This window comes from Pseudohaliea sp. (assembly GCF_040217025.1).
GTDB lineage: Bacteria > Pseudomonadota > Gammaproteobacteria > Pseudomonadales > Halieaceae > Pseudohaliea.
This window is the reverse complement of sequence record NZ_JAVJOA010000008.1, coordinates 792918-806920: the sequence shown is the minus strand read 5'-3', so window position 1 is coordinate 806920 and position 14003 is coordinate 792918. Positions and strand designations below refer to the sequence as shown.

11 protein-coding genes are annotated in these 14003 nt (G+C 67.5%); 5 read left to right on the top strand and 6 right to left on the bottom strand.

The features are described 5' to 3' along the window. Window positions 1-4 precede the first annotated feature (4 nt). Entirely contained in the window at window positions 5-436 is a 432-nt protein-coding gene (locus RKE50_RS07920) for a hypothetical protein (protein WP_350035690.1), read from the bottom strand. 284 nt (window positions 437-720) lie between these two features. Here RKE50_RS07920 and RKE50_RS07915 point away from each other — a divergent pair, with 284 nt between their 5' ends. Then, complete coding sequence (locus RKE50_RS07915; RefSeq protein ID WP_350035688.1) at window positions 721-1296, top strand: hypothetical protein; 576 nt, start codon at window positions 721-723, stop codon at window positions 1294-1296. 12 nt (window positions 1297-1308) lie between these two features. Here RKE50_RS07915 and RKE50_RS07910 read toward each other — a convergent pair whose 3' ends face one another. Then, entirely contained in the window at window positions 1309-2520 is a 1212-nt protein-coding gene (locus tag RKE50_RS07910) for a hypothetical protein (RefSeq protein WP_350035686.1), read from the bottom strand. 349 nt (window positions 2521-2869) lie between these two features. On the opposite strand from RKE50_RS07910, the gene RKE50_RS07905 reads away from it, so the two are divergent. The 3 genes from RKE50_RS07905 (at window position 2870) to RKE50_RS07895 (ending at window position 4823) form a co-directional block, all read left to right on the top strand. After that, the gene (locus tag RKE50_RS07905) at window positions 2870-3211 is read left to right on the top strand and encodes a hypothetical protein (RefSeq protein ID WP_350035685.1); all 342 of its coding nucleotides are present in this window, start codon (window positions 2870-2872) and stop codon (window positions 3209-3211) included. Window positions 3212-3451: 240 nt separating this feature from the next. Beyond that, complete coding sequence (locus RKE50_RS07900; protein ID WP_350035683.1) at window positions 3452-4627, top strand: helix-turn-helix transcriptional regulator; 1176 nt, start codon at window positions 3452-3454, stop codon at window positions 4625-4627. Window positions 4628-4646: 19 nt separating this feature from the next. Further along, window positions 4647-4823, top strand: coding sequence for a hypothetical protein (locus RKE50_RS07895; protein ID WP_350035681.1), 177 nt, complete (start codon window positions 4647-4649; stop codon window positions 4821-4823). A gap of 18 nt (window positions 4824-4841) precedes the next feature. Here the strand turns inward: RKE50_RS07895 and RKE50_RS07890 are convergent, their stop codons facing one another. The 4 genes from RKE50_RS07890 to acnB form a co-directional block, all read right to left on the bottom strand. Beyond that, window positions 4842-6560, bottom strand: a complete 1719-nt coding sequence (locus tag RKE50_RS07890; protein ID WP_350035679.1) for a cation:proton antiporter — start codon at window positions 6558-6560, stop codon at window positions 4842-4844. Then, window positions 6553-7527: a universal stress protein gene (locus RKE50_RS07885; protein WP_350035678.1), complete on the bottom strand. Its 975-nt coding sequence runs from the start codon at window positions 7525-7527 to the stop codon at window positions 6553-6555. Before RKE50_RS07885 ends, RKE50_RS07890 begins: the two co-directional genes overlap by 8 nt. Window positions 7528-7791: 264 nt before the next feature. Continuing rightward, a complete protein-coding gene (locus tag RKE50_RS07880; RefSeq protein ID WP_350035677.1) occupies window positions 7792-9828 on the bottom strand; it encodes a fibronectin type III domain-containing protein in 2037 nt (678 codons plus the stop codon). A 652-nt stretch (window positions 9829-10480) separates the two neighbouring features. Beyond that, window positions 10481-13093, bottom strand: coding sequence for a bifunctional aconitate hydratase 2/2-methylisocitrate dehydratase (gene acnB / locus RKE50_RS07875; protein WP_350035676.1), 2613 nt, complete (start codon window positions 13091-13093; stop codon window positions 10481-10483). 241 nt (window positions 13094-13334) lie between these two features. Here acnB and RKE50_RS07870 point away from each other — a divergent pair, with 241 nt between their 5' ends. After that, window positions 13335-14000 (top strand): MiaE family protein, encoded by a 666-nt coding sequence (locus tag RKE50_RS07870; RefSeq protein ID WP_350035675.1) that lies wholly within the window; start codon window positions 13335-13337, stop codon window positions 13998-14000. Window positions 14001-14003: the final 3 nt, after the last annotated feature.

The window sequence follows — 14003 nt, the reverse complement described above, 5'->3', positions numbered from 1 at the left end:
GGGCCTACTCGATCGGCAGCAGTTCCCCCGCATCCGGGCCGCCGATGCTGATGGCGAAGCGGTCCTGGGGGATGAAAACGGTCAGCTCCTGCCCCTTCACCAGGTTGCTCGCCGTGAGCGCCTCGCCGTTGATCATGACTTTCCAGTCCCGCCCCAGGGACACGTTGCGCGCCTTGCCCAGGCTGCCGTCGCGCCGGTAGGGCACGAACGTGACGCGCAGGCCGTCGACACGGGTGATTCGGATGGTCGCCTTGGCATAGTAGGTATCGCCCTTCACGTAGACGCCCTGGCAGAGCAGGCCGACATCCGGGTTCGCCGCGAGGGCCGCGGCGGACCAGGCGAGGTCGTCGCAGGTAGGCGCGCGGCCCTGGGCCAGGCTGTGGCCGGCGGTAAGGGAAAAGAAGAAGCCGGCGAGAGGCAAGAGGAGGTAGCGCAAGGTTGCTGTCCCGTCGCGATGTCTGTGGCGTTTAGCTTACGAAAGCCTGCCGGGCAGTGCCAGCGCGGGATGTTGGCCGCTTGCTGTTCAGTCTCTCCGGTTGTAGCTGGGCAAACCGGATACTCGATACGGTGAAGCCGGTCACGCTACTGTCAGCATTCTTTACGTATTGGGGGAGGGAATGGCGCTAAACAGTTGATATCCTTTTGGAAAGTCGTGCTCACGGGCTGGCTGCAACGCAGCAGCCGCCGGATCCGGCACCGAACCACAACGGGAGAAACGCCGTGCTTACCCTTCGTCAACTGCTCGCCCCGGTACTCGCCGCCGGTTTCCTTTGTTCCGCCGGTGCCCAGGCCGCGCCCATGGTGTTCACCGTGGATGCCCTGACTGACACCCGCGTCAGCCCGCTCAATACGGGCATCGCGCTGCTGGCCGGCGACGCCTTCGAGGTCTCTGTGGACCCGGACGATCTGTGGAACGCCGGTGCGCTGCCGCGCTGGTCCAACGCCGACGGCCTGGTGGGCGACCTGTTCGCCACCGGCAGCGATGAATCCGGCGAGGCGGCCGGCACGCGCATCGGCCGGGACTTCGGCCCGTATTCCAACGGCGGCTTCACCGCGCCCTACGGTGCCCTCGTCGGCCAGCTGGACAGCGCGTTCTTCTTCATCGGGACCAGCTTCGCCGGCACGGCGCCGGTGGATGGCACCCTGTCGCTCCTCTACTGGGATTCCAACTACGCTGACAACACCGACGCCATCGACGTTACCGTCAGCGCGGGCCAGGTTCCCATCCCTGCGCCGGCGGCCCTGATCGGCGTCGGCCTGCTGGCCCTCGGCTGGCGCCGGCGCAGGGCTTCGTGAGCCGACACCGGCTCAGTTGAGAATGTAGGTGCTGTTGCTGTTGTTGAGTACCTGCGCCGTCTGCTGCGGGCCGATGATCGTCCGCGCACTGCTCACCTCCACCAGCACATCGGCCGTCGAGAACGAGTTCGAGAACTGGTTGGCGTCCAGCACCGTGTCCGATGCCTGGGCAAGCCACACCGCGCGCTCATAATCGCCGCCAAACGCGTTACCGCTCAGGCGCAACCGCGCCGTTCCCGCGGCAAAGGCGCCGACCATCTCGAAGCGGCTGGGCCCGGTGCTGCAGCTGTTCTCCTCGGCGCTGCCGACCACCGTCGACACCTGGTTGCCGACCCAGGCCATGCACACCGGTGTGCCCGAGAAACCCGGTAGCTGGCTTCCCCGGTAGGTGAACCGGTTGTTCACCACCCGCATGCGGGTGGAGGCGGGCGCGGAGGCCGAGCCCTGCTCGACGGCGGTGCCGTGGCTGCCGAACTCGCAGCTGTTGCCGATGATGGACGTGTCCTGGGACGAATCGCGCCCCAGGTAGCAGAAGTTGAGCGTCTGGAAATCGTTGAAGCTGACGGTGACCACGGCGTTGCCGGTCATCGCCGTCGCCACGCCGTCCCAGATGGCCGCAAAGGCCGACCGGTTCACCGTCAGCTTGCCCAGCAGGCGCTGGTCGCTGCCGCCGCACCCGTCTGCCGCCACGGCGATCACGCCGGCGGTCCGTGCCGAGGCGCCCTGGGTGGCCTCGAAGTCGACCCGGTCCACCTCGGCGAAGATGGTGCGCCGGCTGCAATCGCTGGCGTCCGAACTGAACTCGACGGCGACCGCCCCCCCGGGGTTGGTGAGCCGGATGGTCATGAACTTCACGCTCGGTGCGCCCACCTCGAAGCGGAAAGCGCCCTGGCCCCGCGCCTCCACGATCGTCGAGGCGCGGGTGGTCCCCTCCACCTGGCCCTGGAAATCGCGGGCGGAAACCACGGCGTCCAGGGTGAAGGTGCCCGGGTCGAGCTTGACCTTCTGCACGCCAAGGCGCGTCGCCTCGTCCAGGGCGCACTGCAGGTTTGCCGTATCCTGGCCGCCGGGGCTCACGCGGATCTCCGCACCCTGCAGCGTTACCGCGCCCGGGTCGCAGGCGAGGTCCTGGGCGGGCAGGGCCGGGGCGAAGCCGCCGGCAACGAGCGTGAGAAGGTAGCTCGCGAATGAGCGGTGGCGGGAAAGGCGTTGGCGGTGTGACATCCTGGCAGTCTCTCTCGGCGGGGGCGCTAAAGATGACGCGGGCGCGCTTTCCGGTCAACCGGAAGGGCGGCTTTGGTAGCGGCCGGGTCTGCCTTGGCTTGCGCTTGAAATCGCTACCGCAGAAGGCGGGCTGTCGCCGCCGCGGCGACCTGGTTCACCTGGCGCACAGCGTCAATATCCGGTCGACCACATTTGATGTTGTTTCGATCCGGGGCATGCCGCACCCTTTCCCGAGGTCTTCCGACGCGCAGGTTGCGCAGGCCGCAGGGTAGGCTACGATGGCAACAATGGCTTTTGACACGCTCCGCTACGCGCGCCGCCTCCGCGAGGCGGTCGGTCCGGCGATCCGGTGCCAGAGCAGCAGGCCGACGCACAGGCAGAACTCATGGCCGAGGCTTTCGGCTTCTACGCCGACAACCTGTTGACCCGCGATCACTTCACCGAGGTGCTGAACGCCCGCTTTTCGGAGCAAGAGGCGCGCATCGATGCCCGCTTCGCTGAGCAGGATGCACGCATGGATGCGCGTTTTGCGCAGCAGGATGTCAAGCTCGAACAACGATTCGCCGCGCAGGACGCGAAGTTCGAGCCGCGCTTCACGAAACTGGAGCGCAGACAGGGCCTGCAAACCTGGATGCTCGGCCTGATCACCGCTGCCGTGGTGCTTCCGCAGCTGCAGGCCTGGCTGGCCTGAAGGTATGGAAACAGACCGGTATTCTATCGACGAGCGACTGGAGGCCCGGTTCAGAAGTATCGACCGCATGCTGCGGCTGAAGACTTTTCTGCTGACGCTGATTATTCTGATACTGCTTTTGCCTAAGCGTCTCCAGTCCTGTTAATGCTGACGGCGCCACCGCGCCGTCGTAGCAGGCGAGGTCCTTGGCAGCCACGGCCGGGTCTGCTTCAGCTTGCGCTTCGCGAGGCTTGGCCTACCATGGCGATTATGCTGGCTCCTGAGACCAACGAGCTGATTCTCGGCATCTACGACACGGTCACCGACCCGGACCGCTGGGATACGGTGCTGGACCGGGTGGCGGCCGCCGTCGGTGCGAAAGAGTGCAACGTTTTCCAGGGCGACGCCGTCGAGCAGGAGCTCGAATCCGTGTGGCTGAGCCCCGGCCTTGCCGACATTTTCACCACGCCCAGCTACCAGCCGGCGCTCGTCGAAGAGCAGAAAACCTACGCGGCGATCCAGGAGATCGTCACCGAGTCGCGGCTCATTGCCTCCCGGGACATCCAGGCCGAGTACCACCGCCGGGGCTATCCGCCCGTGGACATGAGCCAGATCGAAGCCATCCTCGACCGGGACTACGGCATACGCAGCCGCTACACGGCGCCGCTGAACCGGGAACCGCACCACTACGAATTCCTCACCCTGCACTACCCGCACCACTACGACGATCCACGCTTCCCGGCGGACCGCGTCGCCCTGGGCGACCTCCTGCTGCCGCACCTGGCCAAGGCCATGGCGATCAACCGGCCCTTCGTACTGCTCAAGCGGCGTTTCCGGGCCGTGCTGGAGGTGCTGGACCGCTTCCGCCTCGGGGTACTCATACTCGGCGAGGATCTGAGCGTCTGGCTCAGCAATGACTCGGCGCAGGAAATCATCGGCAACCGCGACGCCTTCCAGCTCCGGGCGGACGGGCGACTGACGGGGGTGTCACCGCACGCGCGGAGCGCCCTCGCGGAGGCGGTGGCGACACTGTGCCAGGGCGGGGAGGGCGGTCCCGCGCGCTCGGTCCGCCGCCGCTTCGGCGACCCGGCCGTGCGCGAACCCTACGTGGCCGACTTCTCTCTGCTGCGCTCCGCGGAGCTGGGCACCGCCAGCGGCGAGCGGGGCATCCTCGCGGTGATCGTCGACCCGGAGCGGACGTCGATCGTCAACGGCGAAAGGGTGGGGGAGCTGTTCGGGTTCACACCCGCCGAGGCGGCCGTGTTCGACCTCGTCGTCCGCGGCCATACCAACCGCGAGGTGGCCGACATCCGCAACGTGGACCCGGAGACCGTTGCTACCCAGATGAAGTCGCTGCTGCAGAAGACCGGCTGCCGCCGCCGCGGTGACCTGGTGCACCTGGCGCACAGCGTCAATATCCCGGTCGACCACCTTTGATGTTGTTTCGATCCGGGGCATGCCGCACCGTTTACCGAGGTCTTTCGACGCGCAGGTTGCGCCGGACGAGAAATTCGAGTCGCGCTTCACGAAACTGGAGCGCAGACAGGGCCTGCAAACCTGGATGCTCGGCCTGATCACCGCTGCCGTGGTGCTTCCGCAGCTGCAGGCCTGGTTGGGCTCGCCGCCCTCCTAGCTCGCTGCCACAGCGGGTTCATGCATCGGGAGGGCGCACCGCTGCCGCCACCGCGGGCGGCGCGTCCTCCCCGAGCACGAAGGTCGCCGCGCAGGCCGCCGCATCCGCGTGCGGGCTGAACACCACCGTGGCGCCAGCGGCGCGCAGTTCGTCGGCCTCGGTCGGGTCGTAGGTGCACAGGGCCACCTTGCCGCGGTAGCCCTGGGCCTTCAGCGTCGCCAGCAGCACCTGCCGCGGGTCTTCGTGGGTGAGGCCGGTCTCGGTGTGGGGCAGGGCGGCGATCACCCACTCCAGCCGGTCCAGCGGCAGGTGGGCGAGAAACTCCGGGTCGGTCGCGTCGCCGTAGCGCACCGGCAGCCCGGCGCCCTGGGCGCGGCCCACCAGCGCCGGGTTGAAGTCCACGGCCAGTACGTTGCGCCCGCCCTCGCGCAGCCGGTTGAAGATGGCCTCGCCGAAGCGGCCGAGGCCGATGAGCAGGGTGTCGGCGGCCACCGTGTCCGCCGGGGCGGTGCTGCTCTCCCGGGACGGGTCGGCGCGCTCGAAGATGCGCAGCCAGCGCTCCAGCCAGCGGTAGAGGCTGTGCGAGTAGGTGATCATGTACACCGACAGGGCGATGGTCACCAGCCCCACCAGGGTCACCAGCCCCAGGTCGCCCTGCCCGACGTGGCCCAGGGTCACGCCCATGGCCATGAAGATCAGCGAGAACTCGCTGATCTGCGCCACCGTCAGCCCGGCAAGAAAGCCGGTGCGGCTTCGGTAGCCGAGCAGGCCCAAGATCACCATGACGATCAGCGGGTTGCCCACCAGCACGAACACCGACAGCACCAGTGCCGGCAGCAGCTGCTCGCCGAGGAGCCCCAGCTGCAGCTGGCTGCCGAGGCCAATGAAGAAGAACAGCAGCAGGAAGTCGCGCAGCGTGGCCAGCCGCGCGCTCATGGCGTCGCGCACCGGCGTGGAGGCCAGGCTGACCCCGGCGAGCAGGCCACCCAGCTCCTTGCTGAAGCCCAGGTGGCTGCCCAGGGCCGCCAGCAGCACGGCCCAGGCGATGGCGAAGGTCACCATGAGTTCCTGCGACTGCGCCACCAGCCGGGTGACCGGCCCGGCGGCGTAGCGGGCAAACAGGAGCACCGCGGCACCCATGGCGAGCGCCTTGAGCAGGATGCCGAGGAAGGCCGCGCCGGCGGCGCCCTCGCTCGCGGCACCCACGCCGAAGGACGACAGCGCCAGCATGGCGAAGACCACGACCACGTCCTGCACGATGAGGAAGCCGACTGCGATGCGCCCGTGCAGCGCGTCCAGCTCGCGCTTGTCCGAGAGCAGCTTGACGATGATGATCGTGCTCGAGAAGGTCAGCGCCACGGCCACGTACAGGGCCGGCACCACCGCCATGCCGAGGCCCAGGGCGATGAAGAAGCCGAAGCCGGCGGTGAAGGCGACCTGGCCCAGGCCGGTGGCGAGGGACACGGCGCCGAGGGATTTGAGCAGCTGCAGGTCCAGCTTCAGCCCAACCAGGAACAGCAGCACGGCGATGCCGAGTTCCGCCAGCAGGTTGATCTTGTCGTGGGAGTGCACCAGGTCCAGCCCCGAGGGCCCGGCGAGAATGCCCACGGCGATGAAGCTGACCACGATCGGCTGGCGCAGCAGGCCGCCCACGCAGGCCACGGCGGCGGCGAGCGCAAGCAGCGCCGCGAGCTCGTAGAAGGGCGAGGCGTGGAGGAGGGCGACGAATTCAGGCATCGATCGGCGTCACGTAGCCTTCGGGCTTCAGGGCGAGCAGCGAGCAGTGCAGCTGGTCGATGATGGCCTCGGCCGTGTTGCCCATGAAAAAGCCGGCGATACCCGTGCGCGCCATGGTACCCATGACGGTGAGGTCGACGTCGAGGTCCCGGGCAAGCGCCGGCACCACCTCGCGCGGGTCGCCCTTGATCACGTGTGTCGCCGGCGAGGTGAAGGCCAGCGCCTCTTCGAGGCCGGCGCCGGCGGCGTCGGAGAGCAACGCGCGCATGCCTTCCTCGTGCAGGTGCTGCAGCTCTTCCACGAATTCCTCCCGCTCTTCCCGGGACACATCGCTGAGCAGGGTGTGGACGTAGCTCTCGGTAAGCGTGCGCCAAGCATGCACCAGGTGTACCTCGGCGTGGTTGGCGGTGGCCAGCTCCAGCGCGTGCGCTAGCAGCCGGCGGTTCAGGCGCCGGTTGGTTTCCAGGCGCTCGTCGTCGTACTCCTGGCCGCAGTCCACCGCGACCAGGATGCGCCGCGGCTGCGGCGGGCGCTCCGGGCGCAGCAGCCAGACCGGGCAGGGGCACTTGCGCAGCAGGCGCAGGTCCTCGTTGCTGAAGAAGCGCTGCAGGCCCACGGCGTTGCCGGCGTTGGTGATCAGCAGGTCGTGCCCGCCGCCGACCACTTCGCGGATGACCTCGATAAAAAAGATGCCCTCGCGCACCGCGAGCTTAGCCTTGCCGGCACCGGCCGCCTGCGCGAGCGCAGCCAGCTCCTCCTTGCGCAGCCGCTGGCGGCGCTCGTTCAGCTTCGAGAAGGGCTGGGCGTGAGGGATCAGTCGCAGGTCCGGATCCAGCTCCGGCAGCACGTCGAGCAGCGTGAGCTCCGCCTGGTGCGCCCCCGCCAGGGTGCCGGCGTGCTGTACCAACGTCGCGGCCTGCGCGTCGGCTTGGCGGGCAACGCAGAGCACGCGGTGGACTTCGTTCACGGCGGGGTCTCCGGGACGGTGCGCGGCAGCGCGGGGGTGAGAAGTAAGCGCATCGGCTGCAGGATAGCGGACCCCCGCAGCCCGTCAAGCGCCCGGGTCGGGAGTCTTCGTCCGCTCGCTTTTGACGAAACGGTGTTGAGGGTGGTCAGTGTGCGGCTGCGCTCAGTCGCTCGTCAGTAGGCCCCCCCTCGCGGTAGCCGCCGGTGCCCGCGGGCAGACATTCGTAGCAGCAGTTGGTGCGGGACCTTGGCTCGGCCTCATCCGCTACTGCGCAGCCGAGCCCTGATTCACTCTGCCGCAATTTAGGCCTACAAGCACTACGGTCTCGTAACTCCTGCGCCTGCCATCGCCGACGCGAGCAAACTCTCCATACGCGCCATAAGGCGGGCGGAGCAGGGCGGGGTTGTCATTGGGTTCAAAATTCAGATAATCATCGGACGTCCTGAAATCCTTTGACCAGCGTTCGCCAACGTCCGGAAGCTCCTCGTCGGTATATGAGTAAGTGTAGTTATGATTTGGGGCGTAGAATTCGACACGCAGTGTAAGGTAAACCTGTTCAGGGCTCGGCAGTGGGCGAGGAAGTGAGTAGTCCACTCGCTCCAGAAATACCACATTGGGCAGCACATCGTAGGGGGTTGCGGCCACGGTCATGGTCAATCCGGGGCCGAACAACAACCTATAAAGTCGCCGTTGCTCGAGTTCCGGTACGCGAAGAGAGAATTCGTATCTCGCTATAACCTCGTCGATCCGATTAAAGGTCGTTGATGGATCACTACATCGTTGAACGATCTCGTCGATTAGGACATCGTTGCTGATACGCAGCGTGGTAGTCACTGTGCTCCCATTGCCATTGCCATTGCCATTGCCATTGCCGCCATTATCGTCACGCCCGCGGCGGCCGGCGTCCGGCTCGCTTGCAGGCCCACAGCCGGCGGGGTTGCAGGCCTGGACGCGGTAGTAGAACGTCTCGCCCGGGGGGACTTTCCCATCTTCGAAGAAGGTCACAGGCTCGAAGACCTGACCGACGAAAAAAAACGGGCCGTTGCGCTGTCGGGAGCGCTGGACCTTGTAGCGGACCGCGTCCTGTGCGGTGGGCCAGCTGACGCGGATCGCGTCGCTGCGGGTGCCGTCTGAGGCGGTCACGCCGGCGACCCGGGCCGGGCGCATGGACGCGCCCTCGTTGCCCCCGGCGATGCGCCCCTCGTCGAAGGCACTGAACGCTGAGCAGCCCGCCGGGTTGCATGCCTTGACTCGGTAGGCATAAGTGAACCCCTCCTGAACGCGCCTGTCCGTGAAGGCAACGCGCCCGGCACCGCTTTGGAAGACCTGCCCGTGGAAGACAAAAGGCCCGGCCCCCCCGAAGCGGGAGCGCTGGATCTGGTAGCGCTTGGCCCGCGGTGCGGCCTGCCAGGTGACTTCGATGCGGTCCCCGAGACCGCCATCGGTGGCGCTTACAGCGTTCGGCGCTGGTGGCTTTGCATTGTCGCCGCCGTTGCCATTACCGGTCCCGCCACCGGCGTTATCGGGCCCCCCGGGGACTTTCTTGCCGAAGGCCACGACGGGGGTCGAGCAGCCTCGCTGGGTGCAGACTTCCACCGCGTAGCGATAGCGCACGTTGCCCTTCACGCGGGTATCCAGGTAGCGCGCCCGCTTGGGCTGCTGGGGGCCTGTGCGCGTGAAAAAGAGCGAGTCGGTGAGAGTTACACCCCGGCCGTCCGGCGTTGATCGCCTGATGGTGGCAGACATCACGGACGAGTAGAAATGGTTGACCTCGATGTCGAGGTGCACGCCGTCACCGAAGGCAGTGCTCGCCGTGACACGCACATCCCGGGGTGGCCAAGGTTCTGTGACGGTGTAGCGATAGACGATTGATCGGGAGCAGTCAGAGAAGGTTGCGTTGGTGCAGGCGCGAACTTCGACTTTCGCGGTCCCCGTCGCCTCGTCGACACGCAATGCGATCGACTTCCGGGTGGACGATGACGTGAAGCGCTGCCACGGGCCCCAGCAGTCTCCGACGCAGGACGAGTTCAGCTCGTCTTTGCGGTATTCGATCCAGTCCGCCGACGACAAGAAGCTGATGACCAGTCTGGTTGGCGCCACGAAGTCGGCGCTGAACTGTGTTGGTTGGGGCGGGGCCGCGTGGCCAGGAGAACCAATGCCCGACGCCAGGAGCAGCACAAGGCCGGCGAACCGGCGGCACGCCCCGGCGATGGATCCCCTTGGGAGCTTCCGCCAGGACCGCCCCGAGGCTTGTTGCAAGTCGGCCAGCCCCTGACTGCTTGTGCGCTGTTCGGCTACCATGCGCTGCGACCTCTTTCTTGTCTTCGCCGCCACCCTCGCATTCGCGGGTTCACCCCGCACCCGGTTAGTCCGGCTGTCGGGCGTTCGCAAGCCGCCTCACCGCCCCGGTAATCCGAGCACATTAGGGAGGTTGCACCGGCGCTGCGCTGCGCACATCCCCAGAAAGAGGGATGCGATCAAGGCGTAGCCCCTTGCGGGCGCTGTTGTAGGCCGACGGGCGCTTTCCCTCGCGCCCTTGATCCCACGGATTGTGTCACGGCGGCCGTGTCGAAGTCGCGGCGCGAGGCCGCCAGGTGGTCCGGAACAGGTGCTCGCCCGGCACGGTTGATCCTGCGCTGCGCGCTGGTCCGCCCAGCGCCACCCATTTACCCGAACTTCAAAATGCAGATTTAGAGGCGCATTGCTTCAATGACGGCAAAAAACGCACGGCTTTCCGGGCCATGGACGTATTGCTCGATCTGTGTGGCGTCACTATCGACTGGGAAATCGAGACGGAGGGCGACCGCATTGTTCGCCTCGCACAGAGATAGCTGGACGAGGGCAAACGGGGGGACTGGTTTAGGGCCGTCGCGCCCGCCTGCTCCAACGCTCTTGCAGCTGCTGTTCTATTGATGGCCCCGCCGACCGCGCCACTGCGGCGGGGCGGCTGCGGTCAGGCGACCTCGGTGATCTCCACCGCGGCGATGCGCTTGCCCTCGTCCGCCTTCTGCTGGAACTCGACGATCTGGTCGAAGTTCATGTAGCGGTAGATGTCCGCTGCCATGCTGTCGAGGTCCTTCGCGTAGTCCAGGTACTCCGCCGGCGTGGGCAGGCGGCCGAGCACGGCCCCCACGGCGGCGAGCTCGGCGCTGGTCAGGTACACGTTGGCGCCGTCGCCCAGGCGGTTGGGGAAGTTCCGGGTGCTGGTCGACAGCACCGTGGAGTTCGCCGCGACCCGGGCCTGGTTACCCATGCACAGCGAGCAGCCGGGCATTTCCGTGCGCGCACCGGCGGCGCCGAAGATGTTGTAGTAACCCTCTTCCATGAGCTGGTGCTGGTCCATGCGCGTGGGCGGGGAGATCCACAGCCGCGTGGCCAGGCTGCCCTTGTGCGCATCCAGCAGCTTGCCGGCGGCGCGGAAGTGGCCGATGTTGGTCATGCAGCTGCCGATGAACACCTCGTCGACGCTGTCCCCGGCCACCTCGGACAGCAGGCGCGCGTCGTCCGGGTCGTTCGGGGCGCAGACAATGGGCTCTTTCACCTCGGCGAGGTCGATCTCGATCACCGCGGCGTACTCGGCGTCGGCGTCGGCCTTCATCAGGCTCGGGCTGGCCAGCCATTCCTCCATCTTCTCGGCGCGGCGGGCGAGGGTGCGCGGGTCGCCGTAACCCTCGGCGATCATCGCGCGCAGGAGCACGATGTTGCTGCGCAGGTACTCGGCGATGGTCTCTTCGCCGAGGGCGATGGTACAGCCCGCGGCGGAGCGTTCTGCCGAGGCGTCAGACAGCTCGAACGCCTGCTCCACGGTCAGGTCCGGCAGCCCCTCGATCTCCAGGATGCGGCCGGAGAAGATATTCTTCTTGCCCTTCTTCTCGACGGTGAGCAGGCCTTTCTGGATCGCGTAATAGGGGATCGCGTGCACCAGGTCGCGCAGCGTGATGCCCGGCTGCATCTTGCCCTTGAAGCGCACCAGCACCGACTCGGGCATGTCCAGCGGCATCACGCCCGTCGCCGCGGCGAAGGCAACCAGGCCGGAGCCGGCCGGGAAGGAGATGCCGATGGGGAAGCGGGTGTGCGAATCGCCGCCGGTGCCCACGGTATCCGGCAGCAGCATGCGGTTCAGCCAGGAGTGGATGATGCCGTCGCCCGGGCGCAGGCTGACGCCGCCGCGGGTCATGATGAAGTCCGGCAGGGTGTGCTGCGTGTCGATGTCCACGGGCTTCGGGTAGGCCGCGGTGTGGCAGAAGGACTGCATGGTGAGGTCCGCGGAGAAGCCGAGACAGGCGAGGTCCTTGAGTTCGTCCCGGGTCATGGGGCCGGTGGTGTCCTGGGAGCCCACGGTGGTCATGCGCGGCTCGCAGTAGGTACCCGGGCGGATGCCGTCCATGCCGCAGGCGGCGCCGACCATCTTCTGGGCGAGCGTGTAGCCCTTGCCGCTGTCGACGGGCTGCTCCGGCTTGCGGAACAGGTCCGACTCGGGGAGGCCCAGCGCTTCCCGGGCGCGAGTGGTGAGGCCGCGGCCGATGATCAGGTTGATGCGGCCGCCGGCTCGAACCTCGTCGAGCAGAACCTGAGACTTCAGTTCAAATTCGCTCAGCAAGTCGCCGTTTTCATTCAGTATTTTTCCTTCGTAGGGGCGGATCTCGATGACGTCGCCCATGGCCAGGTCGTCCACCGGCGCTTCGAACACGAGGGCGCCGGCGTCTTCCATGGTGTTGTAGAAGATCGGCGCGACCTTGCCGCCGATGCAGATGCCGCCGCCCTTCTTGTTCGGCACGCCGGGGATGTCGTCGCCGAAGAACCAGAGCACGGAGTTGGTGGCGGACTTGCGCGAGGAGCCGGTGCCGACCACGTCGCCGACGAAGGCCACGGGCAGCCCCTTGGCCTTGATCGCCTCGACCTGCTGCATGGGTCCGATCCTGCCCGGCTCGTCGGGGCTGAGGCCGTCGCGGGCCATCTTGTACATCGCCAGGGCGTGCAGCGGGATGTCCGGACGCGACCAGGCGTCCGGGGCCGGGGAGAGGTCGTCGGTGTTGGTTTCGCCGGTGACCTTGAACACGGCGACCCTGATCGACTCCGGCACGGCGTCGCGGGCGGTGAACCACTCGCCCTCGGCCCAGCTTTCGAGCACGGCGCGGGCGTGGGCGTTGCCGTTCTTCGCCAGTTCGTCCACGTCGTGGAAGGCCTCGAACATGAGCAGCGTGTGCTTGAGCTCGGTCGCTGCGAGTTCGCCGAGGTCGGCGTCCTCGAGCAGGCCGACCAGCGTCTCGATGTTGTAGCCGCCGTGCATGGCGCCGAGCAGGCGCACGGCCTCGGGGCGATCGATGAGCGGGCATTCGGTTTCGCCGCGGGCGATGGCGGAGAGGAAGCCGGCCTTCACGTAGGCGGCCTCGTCGACACCTGGCGGTACGCGGGTGGAAAGCAGCTCGAGAAGGAACGCCTCCTCGCCGGCCGGCGGCGCCTTGAGCAGTTCCACCAGGGCGGCGGTCTGCTCCGCGTTCAGGGGCTTCGGCGGGATGTTCTGGGCGGCGCGTTCGGCGACGTGTTCGCGATAGGCTTCAAGCACGGTGGCGTCCTCGGATGGTTGTACATCGCCGGTGCTGGACCGGCCTCGTTTCCGGCGCAGGAGTATAGCCCAGCGCCCGTTTGCGGTTAAGCGAATGCTTCTTATGCATGTTATTCCCCCGGTGAATGCGCGCGGCAAACGTCGCGGGGCCGGCGCTACCACCGCACGGCGCTTGCCGCTACACTCGCGCGCCGGGACCGGGCCCGTGCCGGCGGCCCACACAGCCAACACGAGGACGCGCATGGACACCAGCGAGCCGGCTTCGGCACCACAGAGCGAGGGGGACCGGCTGGCGGCGGATCTCGCGGCGCTGCGCGCCTTCCTGCCTTGTGCCACGCCGGCCGCCTGGCTCGAGGCGGCGGCCGCGCCGGCCAACCGGGCGCTGCTGCTCGCGGACCATGCCAACTGCGAGAAGAAAGCGGCGGCGACCGCGCTCAACCTGGCCTACCGCTACACGGACCACTACCCGCTCCTGCACAAGCTCTCGCGCCTGGCGCGGGAGGAGCTGCGTCACTTCGAGCAGGTGATCGCGATCATGGAGCGGCGCGGCATGGCCTACCCGCCGCTGTCGGCGTCGCGCTACGCGCGGGAGCTGCGCGCCTTCGTCCGCGCCGAGGAGCCGGGGCGGCTGGTGGATACGCTGCTGGTGGGGGCCGTGATCGAGGCGCGCTCCTGCGAGCGCTTCGCGGCGCTGGCGCCGCTGCTCGACGCGGAGCTGGAGGCCTTCTACGGCTCGCTGCTGCGCTCCGAGGCGCGGCATTTCGAGGACTACCGGGGCCTGGCCCGCTCCCTGGCGGAAGCCGGCGAGGTGGAGGAGCGGCTGGCGCGGCTGCTGCCGCTGGAGGCGGCCCTCATCGAGGCGCCGGACGAGGTGCTGCGTTTTCACAGCGGGCCGCCGCGGGGCTGAGGC